Source organism: Sulfitobacter sediminivivens, from assembly GCF_042611115.2.
In the GTDB taxonomy this organism is placed as follows: domain Bacteria; phylum Pseudomonadota; class Alphaproteobacteria; order Rhodobacterales; family Rhodobacteraceae; genus Sulfitobacter; species Sulfitobacter sediminivivens.
The window spans coordinates 39,300-52,304 of sequence record NZ_JBHGAR020000013.1; the positions used below are offsets into that span (position 1 = coordinate 39,300).

Genomic DNA, 13,005 nt, shown 5'->3' on the forward strand with positions numbered 1-13,005 from the left:
GCTTAGCTTTCTTCACCGTCTGGTGCGCCCATCTCGGTGGTGGGCACTTCATCCACGGCTGTATCTTCGTCCTCGTCTTCATCGGCGCTTTTCAGGGCAGATGGGGCAGAGATCTGTGCGATCACAAAATCGCGGTCGATGACGGGCTTAGACCCCGCAGGCAGTTTGACATGCGAGATTGTCGCGCTGTCGCCAATTTCCAACTCCGAAACATCAATGGTAATGCTTTCAGGAATATCAGCCGCGGTCACGACCAGTTCGACTTCTGGACGAACCAACGTCAAGGTGCCACCCTTTTTCAGACCGGGTGATACGTCTTCGCCGATGACGTCAACGTGGATGAACAGGTTGACTTTCGTGGTCCGCTTGAGACGCATGAAATCCACATGGGTGGGCAGGTCTTTGACAACATGGCGCTGGACGTCGCGGCAGATCACGCGCACGTCATCGTGGCCTTCGACTTTCATGTTGAACAAGGTCGCCTTAAAGCGGCCTGCGCGCAGCATGGTCAGCAGTTTGTTGAACGGGATGTTAATCGGCAGTGGGTCTGTGTCGCCACCAAAAACAATCCCCGGTACCATGCCATCACGGCGTGCCTGACGAGCGGCGCCCTTGCCTGTCCCCGTCCGTACCTGGGCTTCAAGATCTGGAATCTCTCCGGCCATTTTAATCTCCAATATATATAGGGCGGGGCCCCTCCAAGGCTGTAGTCCCCGCGTGAAGTCGCGCGTATAGAACGGTTTGGCAGGGTTGAAAAGAACAAATCCACCCTGTCCGTTCAATGCTGTGTTGGCATTTGACCAAACCCGTGGCAAGGGCGGTGGCATGAGCATCAAACATGATCTTTACCTGACCCGTAAACCATTGGCGGGATTCATCGCCATCGGGGTCGCATGGGCGGTGTATTTTGCGCATATGCCAGTGATAAAGGCCAATGTCGGCGCGTCTGACGGGGCCTACGGCGTTGCGGTCTTTTTCGCGGCCCTTGGCGCTGTCGGGGCCATGTGGCTTGCACCGCTTGCGCAACGGTTGGTGGGCGGCAAGGCGTTGCCTGTGGCGATTCTAGTGGTGGCCGCGGGGATGTTCGCTGCCAGTTTTTCGTCGCTTCTGGTGATCCTGGCGCTGGCGATGTTGGTTGCGTCCATCGGGTCGGGGGTGACGGATGTGTTGATCAATGCGCGCGTGTCCGAGATCGAAGCCCGATCTGGCCGCACCTTGATGAATCTGAACCATGCGCTTTATTCGTTCGCCTACGCGGGGGCCGCATTGCTGGCGGGTGTGCTGCGCGAGGCGCAGGTTGATCTACGGGTGATCTTTGCGTTTTTGGTGGTTGTCCTGACGGGGCTTGCCTATGCCGCACGCGATGTCAGCCCGAATATTGAAGACGGGACAGATGGGACACCCGCCGAGATGCCACACCGTTTGGTGATCATGGCAGGGCTGGTCGTTCTGGTGGCATTCCTGGCCGAGGCCTCGTCTGAGGGGTGGTCAGCTTTGCATCTGGAGCGGACCCTGGGCGGTACACCGGGTGAAGGGGCGATGGGCCCGGCGCTGTTGGGTCTGACCATGGGGGTTGGCCGGTTGTCTGGGCATGGATTGGCGCGGTTCATGCGCGATACAACGTTGATGTTGGTGGCCACGCTGGTGTCCACCAGTGGATTGTTGCTGGCGGGGTTGGCCACAAATGTTCCGATGGCGCTGGCTGGGTTTGCGCTGGGTGGTTTGGGGATTTCTGTCGTGGCCCCTTTGGCGCTGGCTTTTGTGGGGCGCAGCGTCCCGGATGCGTCGCGATTGGCCGCAATCAGCCGCGCGTCGGTTCTGGGCTATGGGGCGTTCTTTTTTGGGCCGCCGATGATGGGGGTGATCGCCCAGGGATTTGGTCTGCGCACGGCGTTTGTTGTGATCGCTATCCTGCTGGCGGTGACCGCAATCGTGTTGATCCCGGCGCTTGCACGCCGGGCAAAGGTCGCGCTCTAGTCCTGCCAGTCGCCGCCAAAGTTCTTTGGCACCAGCAGGTTTTGCCGCCCCAGGTTTTCGACGGATGTTTCCCCGCAGAGCGCCATTGTGATGTCCAGTTCGCGGTGGATCACCTCAAGCGCCTTTGTCACCCCAGCCTGACCCATCGCGCCCAATCCATAGACAAACGCGCGTCCGATGTAGGTGCCTTTTGCACCCATCGCCATCGCTTTGAGCACGTCCTGGCCAGAGCGGATACCGCTATCCAAATGCACCTCAATCTTGTCTCCCACAGCATCCAGAATTGAAGGTAGGGCGCTGATCGAACTTACCGCACCGTCCAATTGCCGCCCGCCGTGGTTTGAAACGATGATCGCGTCAGCACCAACCTTCAGCGCCATTTTTGCGTCCTCAGCGTCCAGAATACCTTTGATGATCACCTTGCCGCCCCACATCTTGCGGAATTCGGCAATGCGATCCCAATTCAGCGCCGGATCAAAAGCTTCGGCGGTCCAGGAGGAAAGCGACGAAGGGTCTTTCACGCCTTTGGCATGGCCGACGATATTGCCAAAAAACCGCCGTTTGGTGCCAAGCATTTCTAGCCCCCAAGGCACTTTGGTCGCCAGATTGGCCATTGATTTAATTGTAAATTTTGGTGGCGCGGACAGGCCGTTTTTCAAGTCCTTGTGACGTTGGCCCATGATCTGCAGATCAACCGTGATCACGATGGCAGAACAATTTGCGGCCTTGGCCCGGTCGAACAATCGTTGCATGAAATCACTGTCTCGTAGGGTATAGACCTGAAACCAGAACGGCTTGGTGGTCACAGTTGCAACGTCTTCGATCGAACAGATCGACATGGTGGAAAGGGTAAACGGCACGCCAAAGGCTTCGGCCGCTTTTGCCGCTTTCATTTCACCATCGGCGTTTTGCATGCCGGTGAAGCCAACCGGGGCGAGGGCGACAGGCATCGATACGTCTTCACCTATCATCTTTGTTGCGGTGCTGCGCCCGGTCATATCGACGGCCACCCGCTGGCGCAGCCTGATCTGGTCAAAATCCGAGGTGTTTTCGCGGAATGTCTGCTCCGTCCAACTGCCCGATTCCGCATAGTCAAAGAACATGCGTGGCACCCGGCGTTCGTAGATGCGTTTCAGATCGGCAATGTTGGTGATGACGGGCATATTAGACTCACTTTGATATTGGTCATTTTTCTTTACCAATTTCACCAAAAAAGAGCAATTGCAGAAATGGCTTGATTGGTTCGATATCGCACTATATAAAGTAGTACCATATCGCACCAAAAAGAGGACTTTCTGGCATGGAACTTTCCCGCCGCAAAACACTTGCTTTGATCGGGGGCGGCATTGTTGTGGCCGCCGCAACTTCGGCAACCGGCTTTTTGGCCACCCGTACGCCCGAAAGCGCACTTCGGCCATGGTCTTTGGCAGGCAGCTATGACGACGCCCGGCTTAACGCGCTCAGCTTTGCCCTGCTTGCGCCAAACCCCCACAACTTGCAGCCCTGGCAGGTTGAATTGATTGGCGATGATCGTCTGCGTGTCTTTCGTGACGAAACCCGCCGCTTGCCCGAAACGGATCCATACGATCGCCAGATCACCATTGGGCTGGGGTGTTTTTTGGAACAGATGGTCTTGGCGGCCGGGGCAGATGGATACTCAGTTGACCTTGCTCTTTTTCCGGATGGACCAGAGGGGGCCATCGCCGAGGCCAAATTCAGCAAAGGTGGCAAAGCAGACGCTTTGGCCGACCATATCCTTGATCGCCGCTCGTGCAAGGAACCGTACGAAGCGCGTGCGGTGCCCCCTGAGCTTGCTGATACATTGCGGTTGGTCGCAGATATTCATACCGACCCAACGATGGTTTCGTCCCTTCGAAAACTGACATGGGATGCGTGGATGGTCGAGGCGATGACACCACGCACGATGCAAGAAAGTGTTGATCTGATGCGCTTTGGCAAAGCCGAGATCAACGCCATGCCGGATGGTATTGATCTGGGTGGCCCGTTCTTGGAAAGCCTGATGTTGGTTGGGGTCCTGACCCGCGAAGATCAGGCGGACCCCGACAGCACCGGATTCAAGGAGGGAATCAAGATATATAGTGAGATGTTGCAAGCGACACCGGCCTATGCGGTGATCACCACGCCCACAAATACTCGGCAGGATCATATTAACGCTGGACGGCGCTGGTTGCGGTTGAATCTTGCGACCACAGGAAGTGGGTTGGCTTTGCATCCGGTCAGTCAGGCGTTGCAGGAATATCCCGAGATGGCTCCCCACTATGACGCTGTACATGCGATGTTGGCACCGGGCGGCGGCACGGTTCAAATGTTAGGGCGGCTGGGCTATGGTCCAACGGTACCGCGTACACCGCGTTGGCCATTAAAGGCGAAATTGATTGACGGACAAACATGATCCGATCCTGATGTTCGAGATTTTCAAGGAAATCGGGATCATAGAACAGCTCAGTCGCGCAGTTTTAGAGGCGCGCCTGCCGAAAGGATTGATCGCGCCGCACTTTGCGGTGCTCAATCACCTGATCAATCGGGGTGATGGGGCGGTGCCTATCGACATGGCCCGCGCATTCCAAGTGCCTAAGACATCAATGACCCATACCTTGAAAGGGTTGGTGTCGCATGGGCTGATCGAGTTGCGCGCCAATCCTGATGATGGACGGTCCAAACGGGTGTGGCTGACCCCAGCGGGGCGAAAGATGCGCGATGACACCATTCAGGCGCTGGCACCGGAGTTTAACGCGCTGGTGGCGGGTTTTGATGTAGACAAGTTAACCCAGATCAAACCGACATTGACGTCGCTCAGAGAATATCTTGATGACGCGCGAAATAGCTAGGCGGGGCAGGCCGCTTGCATGCCAGATGTCAGGCGGAATGCGCCCCATCTGACAGCGATTTCACGAAGGCCAGCACATCCGCGACGCTGTCACCTTTGGCGATGCGCGACACAATGGCGGAACCAACCACAACACCATCTGCAACTTCGGCAATCGCACGGGATTTCTCGGGCGTGTTCACCCCAAACCCGACGATCACCGGCAGATTACTGGCCTTTTGAATACGCACGACTTCGGGGGCAACATCGCCTGCATCCGCTTCGGCGGACCCGGTGATCCCTGTGATAGAGACATAATATATAAAGCCCGATGTGTTCTGAGCCACCTGAGGCAGGCGTTTGTCGTCCGTGGTCGGCGTGGCCAGTCGGATGAAATTAAGCCCCGCCTCTTTGGCTGGCAGGCACAGTTCGCTGTCTTCTTCGGGGGGCAGATCGACGACAATCAACCCATCGATCCCAGCGGCAATTGCTTCTTTCAGGAACGTTTCAACGCCCATGGAATAGATCGGATTATAATAGCCCATCAGCACAATCGGGGTCGTGTCGTCACCCTTGCGAAAGGCAATAGCCAGATCTAGCGTGCGGCGCAGGGTCATGCCGGCCACCAATGCCCTTTGCCCTGCCAATTGGATCGTCGGGCCATCGGCCATCGGATCGGTAAACGGCAAACCCAGCTCAATTACGTCAACACCCGCATCGGGCAGGCCCCGCACGATTTCCAGCGAAGTGTCAAAATCGGGGTCCCCGGCCATAATATAGGACACAAACGCCTTTTTCCCTTGGGCCTTGAGGTCTGCGAATTTGGCGTCAATACGAGTCATGATGGCGGCTTTCTTTTGGAGTTGAAGCTGCAATGCCGAAAAGCGTAGGAAAAATCAATGTTCCTTCGCTTTGAGGTGTTCCACAAATATTGGGCCGGACCCTGCAAGGAAATTGAAAATAGAAATTCAGGTCCTATTTCTTTTAAATGAATTACATTCTCGCCATCTTGCTTCCGCCGCTTTCGATCCTGCTAACGGGCCGACCGATCCTGAGTGTGATCGTTTTTATCATCTGGATCCCAGCGCTCATCTTTTCCGGCGGCCTGACCCATCCGATGTTTATTCTGTTGGCATGGCTCTTGATTTTTCAGGCCCGCGAGGACCGACGCGCGCGCTGAGACTTGCGCCCCGCCGCGTCACACCCTAGGAAAACGCGAGCTTTGATAAAGGACGCGGCACATGGGTTTTAAAATGGGTATCGTGGGTTTGCCAAACGTTGGCAAATCGACACTTTTCAACGCGCTGACCCGCACCGCAGCGGCACAGGCCGCGAACTTTCCGTTTTGCACGATCGAACCCAACGTGGGCGAGGTTGCCGTGCCCGACGCGCGGTTGGAAAAACTTGCCGCCATCGCAGGATCGAAACAGATCATTCCCACCCGCATGACATTCGTGGACATCGCGGGTCTGGTCAAAGGGGCCTCCAAAGGCGAGGGGCTGGGCAATCAGTTTCTGGCCAACATCCGCGAGGTCGACGCAATCGCACATGTGCTGCGATGTTTTGAAGACGGCGATGTGACCCATGTCGAAGGCCGCGTGGACCCGGTGGCGGATGCCGAAACCATCGACACCGAGCTGATGCTGGCGGATCTGGAAAGCATCGAAAAACGCCGGGCGGGCCTGGTGCGCAAGATAAAAGGCAATGATAAAGACGCGGTGCAGCAGGACCGCCTGTTGGCTATGGCCCAAGACGCGATTGAAGCAGGCAACCCCGCCCGCGTGGTTTCCGTCGACGACGACGACCGCAAGGCTTGGCGGATGCTGCAACTGCTGACGACCAAACCGGTGCTTTATGTCTGCAACGTGGGTGAAGGTGACGCGGCGACGGGCAATGCGTTTTCTGCGAAGGTCGCCGGGATGGCCGCGTCCCAAGGCAACGCCCATGTGATCATCTCTGCCCAGATTGAAGAGGAAATCAGCCAGCTTGAGATTGAAGAGGCCCAGATGTTCCTTGACGAAATGGGTCTGGCTGAGGCGGGCCTAGACCGCCTGATCCGCGCTGGATACGAACTGCTGCACCTTGAAACCTATTTCACCGTCGGCCCGAAAGAGGCCCGCGCCTGGACCATCAAACACGGCACCTCCGCCCCCAAGGCCGCTGGCGTGATCCACGGAGATTTCGAAAAAGGCTTCATCCGCGCCGAAACCATCGCCTATGATGATTTTGTATCTCTGGGCGGTGAGGGGCCTGCGAAAGAGGCGGGCAAAATGCGGGCAGAGGGCAAGGCATATGTGGTCAAAGACGGCGATGTGCTGCACTTCTTGTTTAATACCTAGGAACCTGCGGTACAGCATGGCAGTGATGTCGCTGACGACCGTCCCAGTGACCTGACTGGCCTTTTTAACAACAAAGACGTCGGAAAGGTGCTCAGTTTGAATATCCATTTGCCTAAGTGACGATATGCAGGTTCTGTCTTCATGGTCTGTCAACCGCCGATGAAATGGGTGGGGTGAAAGACCACTTTCACTCTTGCCCCCTCATTGCCGCTTATGTAGACGGGTCGACGGAGACGTGGCCGAGTGGTCGAAGGCGCTCCCCTGCTAAGGGAGTAACGTGCAAGCGTTCGAGGGTTCGAATCCCTTCGTCTCCGCCATTATTCTTAAGCAAAATTCTGAAAATTGATAATATTCTGACGTCCATTCAAAAATGTTCCCGAAAACGTTGTGAATGCTGGGCTCGCTTGAAAACGATTCACCTTCAAAGACATCACGATCTAAATCGCCAATAACTGGAGTGCGCTGGCGTTTGCGGTTTAACTGTCCAAAGTTGTGCAATGGGTCAGAACATTAGTACAGCCAAGCAATATGGCAGCCGAAGTTATCCCTCAGCCCGTTCAACGCCTTCCACTATCGCCTGTCGCAATCTTTTCTCAAGCGTGTTTTGCTTGCTCTGAGAATAATACTTCAACCCGAACATGTCCTTCACATAAAACGTATCTACCACCTGTTCGCCGTAGGTCGCGATCACGGCGTTGGCGATATAGACGTTGGAGGCAGCCATGGCGCGGGTCAAATCATAAAGCAGGCCAGGGCGGTCGCGGGTGTCGACCTCGATGATGGTGTAGATCTCGGATCCTTCGTTGTCGAAGGTGATATGGGTCGGTACCTTGAACGCCTTTTCGCGCTTCTTGACCTTGTCGCGAGATTTGAGCGCGTCGCGCGCGACAACTTCACCGCGCAGGGTCTTGGCGATCATCTGGCGCAGGCGGGGCAGGCGGGCGGATTCGTAGGCGTTGCCGTCGGCATCCTGTATCCAGAAGGCGTCCGTCACAAAGCCGTCCTTGGTGGTATAACTGCGCGCGTCCACCACATTGGCCCCCACCAGTGCCAAGGCACCCGCAAGTCGTGAGAAGATGCCGGGGTGATCGGCCATCACAAAACAGGCGCGGGTGGCATCCCGGTCTTCGTCCGGGTGCAGGTCGATGCGCACATCGTCATGTCCGATGTCACGCAGCAGTTCGGCAAAGGCGACATGGGCCGTGACATGCAGCCCCTGCCAATAGGGATTGTAATGCCGCGCCGTTTCAATTTGCAGCGCCTTGCGGGGCCAATCCTTTAATGCGTTACGCAGGGCCTTCTTGGCCTCGGTGCCCCGGTTTTCGCGGTTAAGATCCTCAAGACCCTTCTCAAGGGCGCGTTCGGTTTGACGATAGAGTGCGCGGATCAGAACGGCCTTCCAGTTGTTCCACGTGTTTGGGCCTACACCGCGAATGTCACAGACAGTGAGCACACAAAGCAGGTCCAGCCGTTTCACCGTCTGCACGGCTTTTGCAAAATCGCGCACGGTGCGCGGGTCGGCAATGTCGCGTTTCTGGGCCATGTCGGACATCAACAAATGATAGCGCACCAACCATTCTGCGGTGTCTACTTCATCCTGTTTCAATCCCAACCGCGGGGCAATTTTGCGAACCATCTTGGCCCCCAGAATCGAATGGTCCTCTGGACGGCCCTTGCCGATGTCATGTAAAAGCAAAGCGATATAAAGAACCTTGCGGTTTACGCCTTTTTTCAAGATCGAAGAGGCAACGGGCAGCTCTTCTTCAAGTTCGCTTTTCTCAATCCGGGCAAGATTGGCAATGCACTGGATCGTGTGCTCGTCGACCGTATAGCTGTGGTACATATTGAACTGCATCATCGCCACGATGGGCTCGAATTCAGGGATGAACGCGGAAAGCACACCCAATTCGTTCATCCGGCGCAAGGCGCGTTCCGGGTTGCCATGTTTTAGAAGCAGATCCTGAAAGATGCGCTGGGCCTCAGGTTCGGTGCGCATGGTGTCGTCAATCAGATGCAGGTTGCCTTTGATGAGGCGCATCGCGTCCGGGTGGATCAACATGCCGGTCCGCAATGCTTCTTCAAATATGCGGAGCAGGTTCAGCTTATCAGATAGAAAGGCCGCTTTGTCCGAGATGGCAATCCGGTTGTGAACGACTTCAAACCCCGCACGGATCTTGGGACGGCGCCGGAATATGCGTTCCAGCAGCGGCTCAGCCTTGACATGCATGGCCTCAAGACTGGTGAGGAAAATGCGGGTCAGATCGCCCACAGCTGTGGCATGGCGAAAATAGCTTTGCATGAAAACCTCGACCCCGCGCCGCCCTTGCGTGTCTTCGAACCCCATGGCCGCCGCGACCTGAACCTGCATGTCAAAGGTCAGCTGTTCGGTGGCGCGACCCGTCAGCAGGTGCAGATGTCCGCGCACAGCCCAAAGGAAGTCTTCTGCCGCCTTAAAGGTTTCAAACTCATCCGCCCGAAAAACCCCCTTGGCCACAAGATCGGCAATCTTATCCACTTTATGAATGAACTTGGAAATCCAGAAAAGCGAATGCAAATCACGCAGGCCGCCTTTGCCTTCTTTCACATTCGGTTCAACAACATACCGTTCGCCTTGTTTTATGTGCCGGCGATCACGTTCTTCCAGTTTGGCCTCGATAAAGTCACTTCCCGAACCTGAAAAAAGGTCCTTCTTCAGCGCTTTTTTCAGGTTCGATGCCAGAGCTTTGTCACCAGTGATGAACCGATGTTCCAAAAGGGCGGTTTGGATGGTGAAGTCTTCGGATCCAAGACGCACGCAGTCGCGAATGGTTCGGGTGGCGTGGCCCACCTTTAGCTTTAGATCCCATAAGATATAAAGCATGCTTTCGATGACGCTTTCCGACCATGCTGTCGCTTTGTAGGGGATCAGAAACAGCAGATCGACATCCGAAAACGGTGCCATTTCGCCGCGTCCATATCCGCCTACGGCGATCACCGACAAACGCTCGCTTTCTGTCGGGTTAGGCTTGGGATGCAGCAGTTCAGCCGCTACAAAAAGCGCCGACTTTACCAGATTATCTGTCAGGTAGGTATAGGCACGGGTCATGGGGCGTGCGTCAAACGGGGATGCGGCAAAGCCCTCTGCGATCCTGGCCCGGCCTTCCTTTTGCGCGGCGCTCAAAATGCTTACGGCGCAGGCGCGCAGCGCTGTGGGATCGCGATCGGTGCAGGCTTCCTTTAATGCGGTCGTAATTGCGCTTGTGTCAAAAATCATCTCTGGCGCGCAAATCAGGCGCGGCTGATCAACCGCGCCTGAGGATGTTTCTAACGTTTTATGAGTGCCCAATTCAGAACCCAGCGCCGCCAAAGCCCTGCGGTGCACCTTCAAGAACGACAACGCCATTGTTGCGGATCGTTGCAACTGCAAGCCCCCGTTCATTGGTGCCGTTGTTGCGCAGGCGGAAAATACCGCTGGCCCCGCGGAAACCCGCACCCTGGGTCAGCGATGCGCCAGTGAGTGCAGAAGATTTGCCAGATTTCACCAGCGCCCCCACTGCAGCAATGCCGTCAAAAGCAAGCCCGGCCAGCGGATGTGGTGCGCCGCCATAGGCAGCTGAGTATTTTTGTGCAAACGCCCCCGTCGCACCGGGGTCAGGCAGCGCGAACCAACCGCCCTGCACACCGGGCAAAGCGAGGGTTTGTGGTGGGATATCCCACCGCGTCAGGCCGATGTATTGCGTCGTGGCAATCGGCAAACCTGCTTCTGGAAGAAGCTGTGCAAAAAGAGGCAGCGCGCTGGCAGATGAAGTCGTCAGGAAAACCGCGTTTGCACCTGAATTGCTCACGGCGGCCTTGACGCGCGGGACTGCGGCAATCACCGATTCTTGACTGAGCGAATAGTCAACGCTTCCTGCCAAAGTCGCACCATTGGCCGAGATTGCCTGTTGAATGGCATTGCGACCCAATTGTCCGGCGACGTCCTGCGCATGCAAAATCACGATGCGGTCTTTGCCATTGCGTTTGGCGAAACCTACCAAACGATTGGCGGTGTTTTCAAAAGTTGGCCCAAGGACATAGACATTTCCGCCAGCGATTGTCGGGTTGTTCGAGAACGACAAAACGTTAACGCCTTGCGATGCGACGGCAAGACCAGCCGCATTGGCTGCCTCACCATAGACTGGCCCGATGATAATCCTTGCACCTTCGCTCACGGCTTGTGCCGCAGCACTTGCGGCGGTGCTTGCCTGGCCTGCAGTTGCATAAACCCGCAGATCAATCTGGACGCCGTCAAGGTCGCGCATCGCCAGACGTGCTGCATTTTCAAGGTTTTGCGCAAGCAGATTGTCGCTGCCCGATCCGCCGCGCGGGACAAGAAGGGCCACAGGCACCGGCGCAGCGGTGTCAATCTTTGGGCCGCCAATATTTGTTACCCCGCCAAGGGCAATCGGATCACAGGCAGCAAGGATCATGGCAAACAGAGGTAACATCAAAAGCCGCAGCTTCTTGCGGCTGGCTTGGAAAAAGGCAATCATCGTGAACTCACTCCCCCAGTGATAGGTTGGCAATTGCTTGCCACTTAACATTGGCGTGATCATAGAGAGTGCGAAAGGGGGGTCCAGCGTGAATTATCAAAAGAGCGTACTCGTGCCGGGTTTGTATTTTGTTGGCGTCCCGATTGGCTCTGCACGCGATATCACGCTGCGCGCGCTTGATGTGCTGGCGTCGGCCGAGGTGTTGGCGGCTGAGGACACACGTAGCCTGCGTCGGTTGATGGACATTCACGGTGTGCCTTTGGCGGATCGGCGCATTATTGCCCTGCATGATCACAGCAGCACGGCAACCCAAGACCGTTTGCTCAGCGCCATTCGGAGCGGCAAATCAGTCGCCTATGCGTCAGAGGCGGGGATGCCGTTGATTGCAGATCCGGGGTTTGAATTGGCCCGTGCTGTGGCGCAGGCGGGGTTGATGATGACATGCGCGCCGGGACCTTCGGCTGTTCTGACGGCGCTGGCCCTGGGCGGGTTGCCCACAGACGCGTTTTTCTTTGCCGGATTTTTACCAAATGCCAAGGCGGCGCGCTGTGCCGAACTTGAAAAGTTGCGCGACATTCCTGGCACGCTGGTCTTTTACGAATCGCCCAAGCGCCTGGGGGCAATGTTGCGGGACGCAGCGGCGGTGCTGGGTGCGGAGCGGAAAGCCGCAATGTGTCGCGAATTGACCAAGAAATTCGAAGAAGTGCAACGCGACACACTTGAGAACCTGGCAGAAAGGTTTGCGAAACACACCCCCAAAGGCGAAGTGGTTGTCTTGATTGATCGGGGCCATTTGGAAAGTGTTAAGGAAGATGACTTATTGTCTGATTTGACGCGCGCATTGAATGATATGTCGATGCGGGATGCGGTCGATCTTGTGGCGCAAGCCCACGGCCTGCCGCGTAGACAGGTTTATCAGGCGGCTTTGGCTCTGAGTAAGGATTAGGAAACATGGGCACCGGCGAAAAGCATCACCGTGGCAAGGCGGCTTTTCACGCAGGTTTGGCTGCAGAAAACCGAATTGCGCAGGATTATGAACGCCGGGGATTTGCTGTGGCTCGGCATCGTTGGCGCGGTAAATCGGGCGAAATTGATCTGGTTATTCGCGATGGGTCGGGCCTAATTTTTGTCGAGGTAAAACAAAGCCGCGACTTCACACACGCCGCTGAAAGCCTTGGGGCGCGGCAGATGCAGCGGATCTATAATTCTGCCGAAGAATATCTGGCACACGAACCAAACGGGAGCCTGACAAACGTGCGTTTTGATGTGGCCCTGGTTGACGGAACAGGCGCGACGCATATCATCGAAAACGCGTTTGGCCATGGCTGACCCATTGCGTCCTTGCCTTTGC

General features: G+C 56.2%; 12 protein-coding genes and 1 tRNA gene. 8 read left to right on the plus strand and 5 right to left on the minus strand.

Features of this window, described 5'->3' with window-relative positions; all coding sequences use genetic code 11:
- Positions 1–2: 2 nt before the first annotated feature.
- The gene (locus tag ACEWL3_RS13750) at positions 3–665 is read right to left on the minus strand and encodes a 50S ribosomal protein L25/general stress protein Ctc (protein ID WP_386183900.1); all 663 of its coding nucleotides are present in this window, start codon (positions 663–665) and stop codon (positions 3–5) included.
- A 160-nt stretch (positions 666–825) separates the two neighbouring features.
- On the opposite strand from ACEWL3_RS13750, the gene ACEWL3_RS13755 reads away from it, so the two are divergent.
- Positions 826–1,977 (plus strand): MFS transporter, encoded by a 1,152-nt coding sequence (locus ACEWL3_RS13755; RefSeq protein WP_386183902.1) that lies wholly within the window; start codon positions 826–828, stop codon positions 1,975–1,977.
- Here the strand turns inward: ACEWL3_RS13755 and ACEWL3_RS13760 are convergent.
- Positions 1,974–3,140, minus strand: coding sequence for an alpha-hydroxy acid oxidase (locus ACEWL3_RS13760; RefSeq protein WP_386183905.1), 1,167 nt, complete (start codon positions 3,138–3,140; stop codon positions 1,974–1,976). The genes ACEWL3_RS13755 and ACEWL3_RS13760 overlap by 4 nt on opposite strands.
- Before the next feature lie 137 nt (positions 3,141–3,277).
- Between ACEWL3_RS13760 and ACEWL3_RS13765 the strand changes: the two genes are divergently transcribed.
- Positions 3,278–4,390: an Acg family FMN-binding oxidoreductase gene (locus ACEWL3_RS13765; RefSeq protein ID WP_386183907.1), complete on the plus strand. Its 1,113-nt coding sequence runs from the start codon at positions 3,278–3,280 to the stop codon at positions 4,388–4,390.
- Positions 4,374–4,826, plus strand: coding sequence for a MarR family winged helix-turn-helix transcriptional regulator (locus ACEWL3_RS13770; RefSeq protein ID WP_386183909.1), 453 nt, complete (start codon positions 4,374–4,376; stop codon positions 4,824–4,826). Before ACEWL3_RS13765 ends, ACEWL3_RS13770 begins: the two co-directional genes overlap by 17 nt.
- Before the next feature lie 28 nt (positions 4,827–4,854).
- Here ACEWL3_RS13770 and trpA read toward each other — a convergent pair whose 3' ends face one another.
- Positions 4,855–5,646, minus strand: a complete 792-nt coding sequence (trpA, locus tag ACEWL3_RS13775) for a tryptophan synthase subunit alpha (RefSeq protein ID WP_386183911.1) — start codon at positions 5,644–5,646, stop codon at positions 4,855–4,857.
- 146 nt (positions 5,647–5,792) lie between these two features.
- On the opposite strand from trpA, the gene ACEWL3_RS13780 reads away from it, so the two are divergent.
- The 3 genes from ACEWL3_RS13780 to ACEWL3_RS13790 all read left to right on the plus strand — a co-directional run bounded on the left by ACEWL3_RS13780 (position 5,793) and on the right by ACEWL3_RS13790 (position 7,460).
- The gene (locus ACEWL3_RS13780) at positions 5,793–5,984 is read left to right on the plus strand and encodes a hypothetical protein (RefSeq protein WP_114879743.1); all 192 of its coding nucleotides are present in this window, start codon (positions 5,793–5,795) and stop codon (positions 5,982–5,984) included.
- Positions 5,985–6,045: 61 nt separating this feature from the next.
- Positions 6,046–7,143, plus strand: coding sequence for a redox-regulated ATPase YchF (ychF, locus tag ACEWL3_RS13785; RefSeq protein ID WP_386183913.1), 1,098 nt, complete (start codon positions 6,046–6,048; stop codon positions 7,141–7,143).
- A 229-nt stretch (positions 7,144–7,372) separates the two neighbouring features.
- A tRNA-Ser gene (locus ACEWL3_RS13790) sits at positions 7,373–7,460 on the plus strand.
- Between the two features lie 224 nt (positions 7,461–7,684).
- Here the strand turns inward: ACEWL3_RS13790 and ACEWL3_RS13795 are convergent.
- Entirely contained in the window at positions 7,685–10,525 is a 2,841-nt protein-coding gene (locus ACEWL3_RS13795; protein ID WP_492012009.1) for a [protein-PII] uridylyltransferase, read from the minus strand.
- Positions 10,470–11,654 (minus strand): penicillin-binding protein activator, encoded by a 1,185-nt coding sequence (locus ACEWL3_RS13800; protein ID WP_386183915.1) that lies wholly within the window; start codon positions 11,652–11,654, stop codon positions 10,470–10,472. The genes ACEWL3_RS13795 and ACEWL3_RS13800 overlap by 56 nt, the downstream gene beginning before the upstream one ends.
- Before the next feature lie 88 nt (positions 11,655–11,742).
- Between ACEWL3_RS13800 and rsmI the strand changes: the two genes are divergently transcribed.
- Both rsmI and ACEWL3_RS13810 read left to right on the plus strand, forming a co-directional pair.
- Positions 11,743–12,600, plus strand: a complete 858-nt coding sequence (rsmI, locus tag ACEWL3_RS13805; protein WP_386183918.1) for a 16S rRNA (cytidine(1402)-2'-O)-methyltransferase — start codon at positions 11,743–11,745, stop codon at positions 12,598–12,600.
- Positions 12,601–12,605: 5 nt separating this feature from the next.
- Complete coding sequence (locus tag ACEWL3_RS13810) at positions 12,606–12,983, plus strand: YraN family protein (protein ID WP_386183921.1); 378 nt, start codon at positions 12,606–12,608, stop codon at positions 12,981–12,983.
- Positions 12,984–13,005: the final 22 nt, after the last annotated feature.

Coding starts and splice junctions, on each gene's coding strand:
- ACEWL3_RS13765 (WP_386183907.1), top strand. CDS start 3,278: ATGGAACTTTCCCGCCGCAAAACACTTGCTTTGATCGGGGGCGGCATT.
- ACEWL3_RS13810 (WP_386183921.1), top strand. CDS start 12,606: ATGGGCACCGGCGAAAAGCATCACCGTGGCAAGGCGGCTTTTCACGCA.
- ychF (WP_386183913.1), top strand. CDS start 6,046: ATGGGTTTTAAAATGGGTATCGTGGGTTTGCCAAACGTTGGCAAATCG.
- ACEWL3_RS13780 (WP_114879743.1), top strand. CDS start 5,793: ATGAATTACATTCTCGCCATCTTGCTTCCGCCGCTTTCGATCCTGCTA.
- ACEWL3_RS13750 (WP_386183900.1), bottom strand. CDS start 665: ATGGCCGGAGAGATTCCAGATCTTGAAGCCCAGGTACGGACGGGGACA.
- ACEWL3_RS13755 (WP_386183902.1), top strand. CDS start 826: ATGAGCATCAAACATGATCTTTACCTGACCCGTAAACCATTGGCGGGA.
- ACEWL3_RS13760 (WP_386183905.1), bottom strand. CDS start 3,140: ATGCCCGTCATCACCAACATTGCCGATCTGAAACGCATCTACGAACGC.
- ACEWL3_RS13800 (WP_386183915.1), bottom strand. CDS start 11,654: ATGATTGCCTTTTTCCAAGCCAGCCGCAAGAAGCTGCGGCTTTTGATG.
- trpA (WP_386183911.1), bottom strand. CDS start 5,646: ATGACTCGTATTGACGCCAAATTCGCAGACCTCAAGGCCCAAGGGAAA.
- ACEWL3_RS13795 (WP_492012009.1), bottom strand. CDS start 10,525: ATGGCGTTGTCGTTCTTGAAGGTGCACCGCAGGGCTTTGGCGGCGCTG.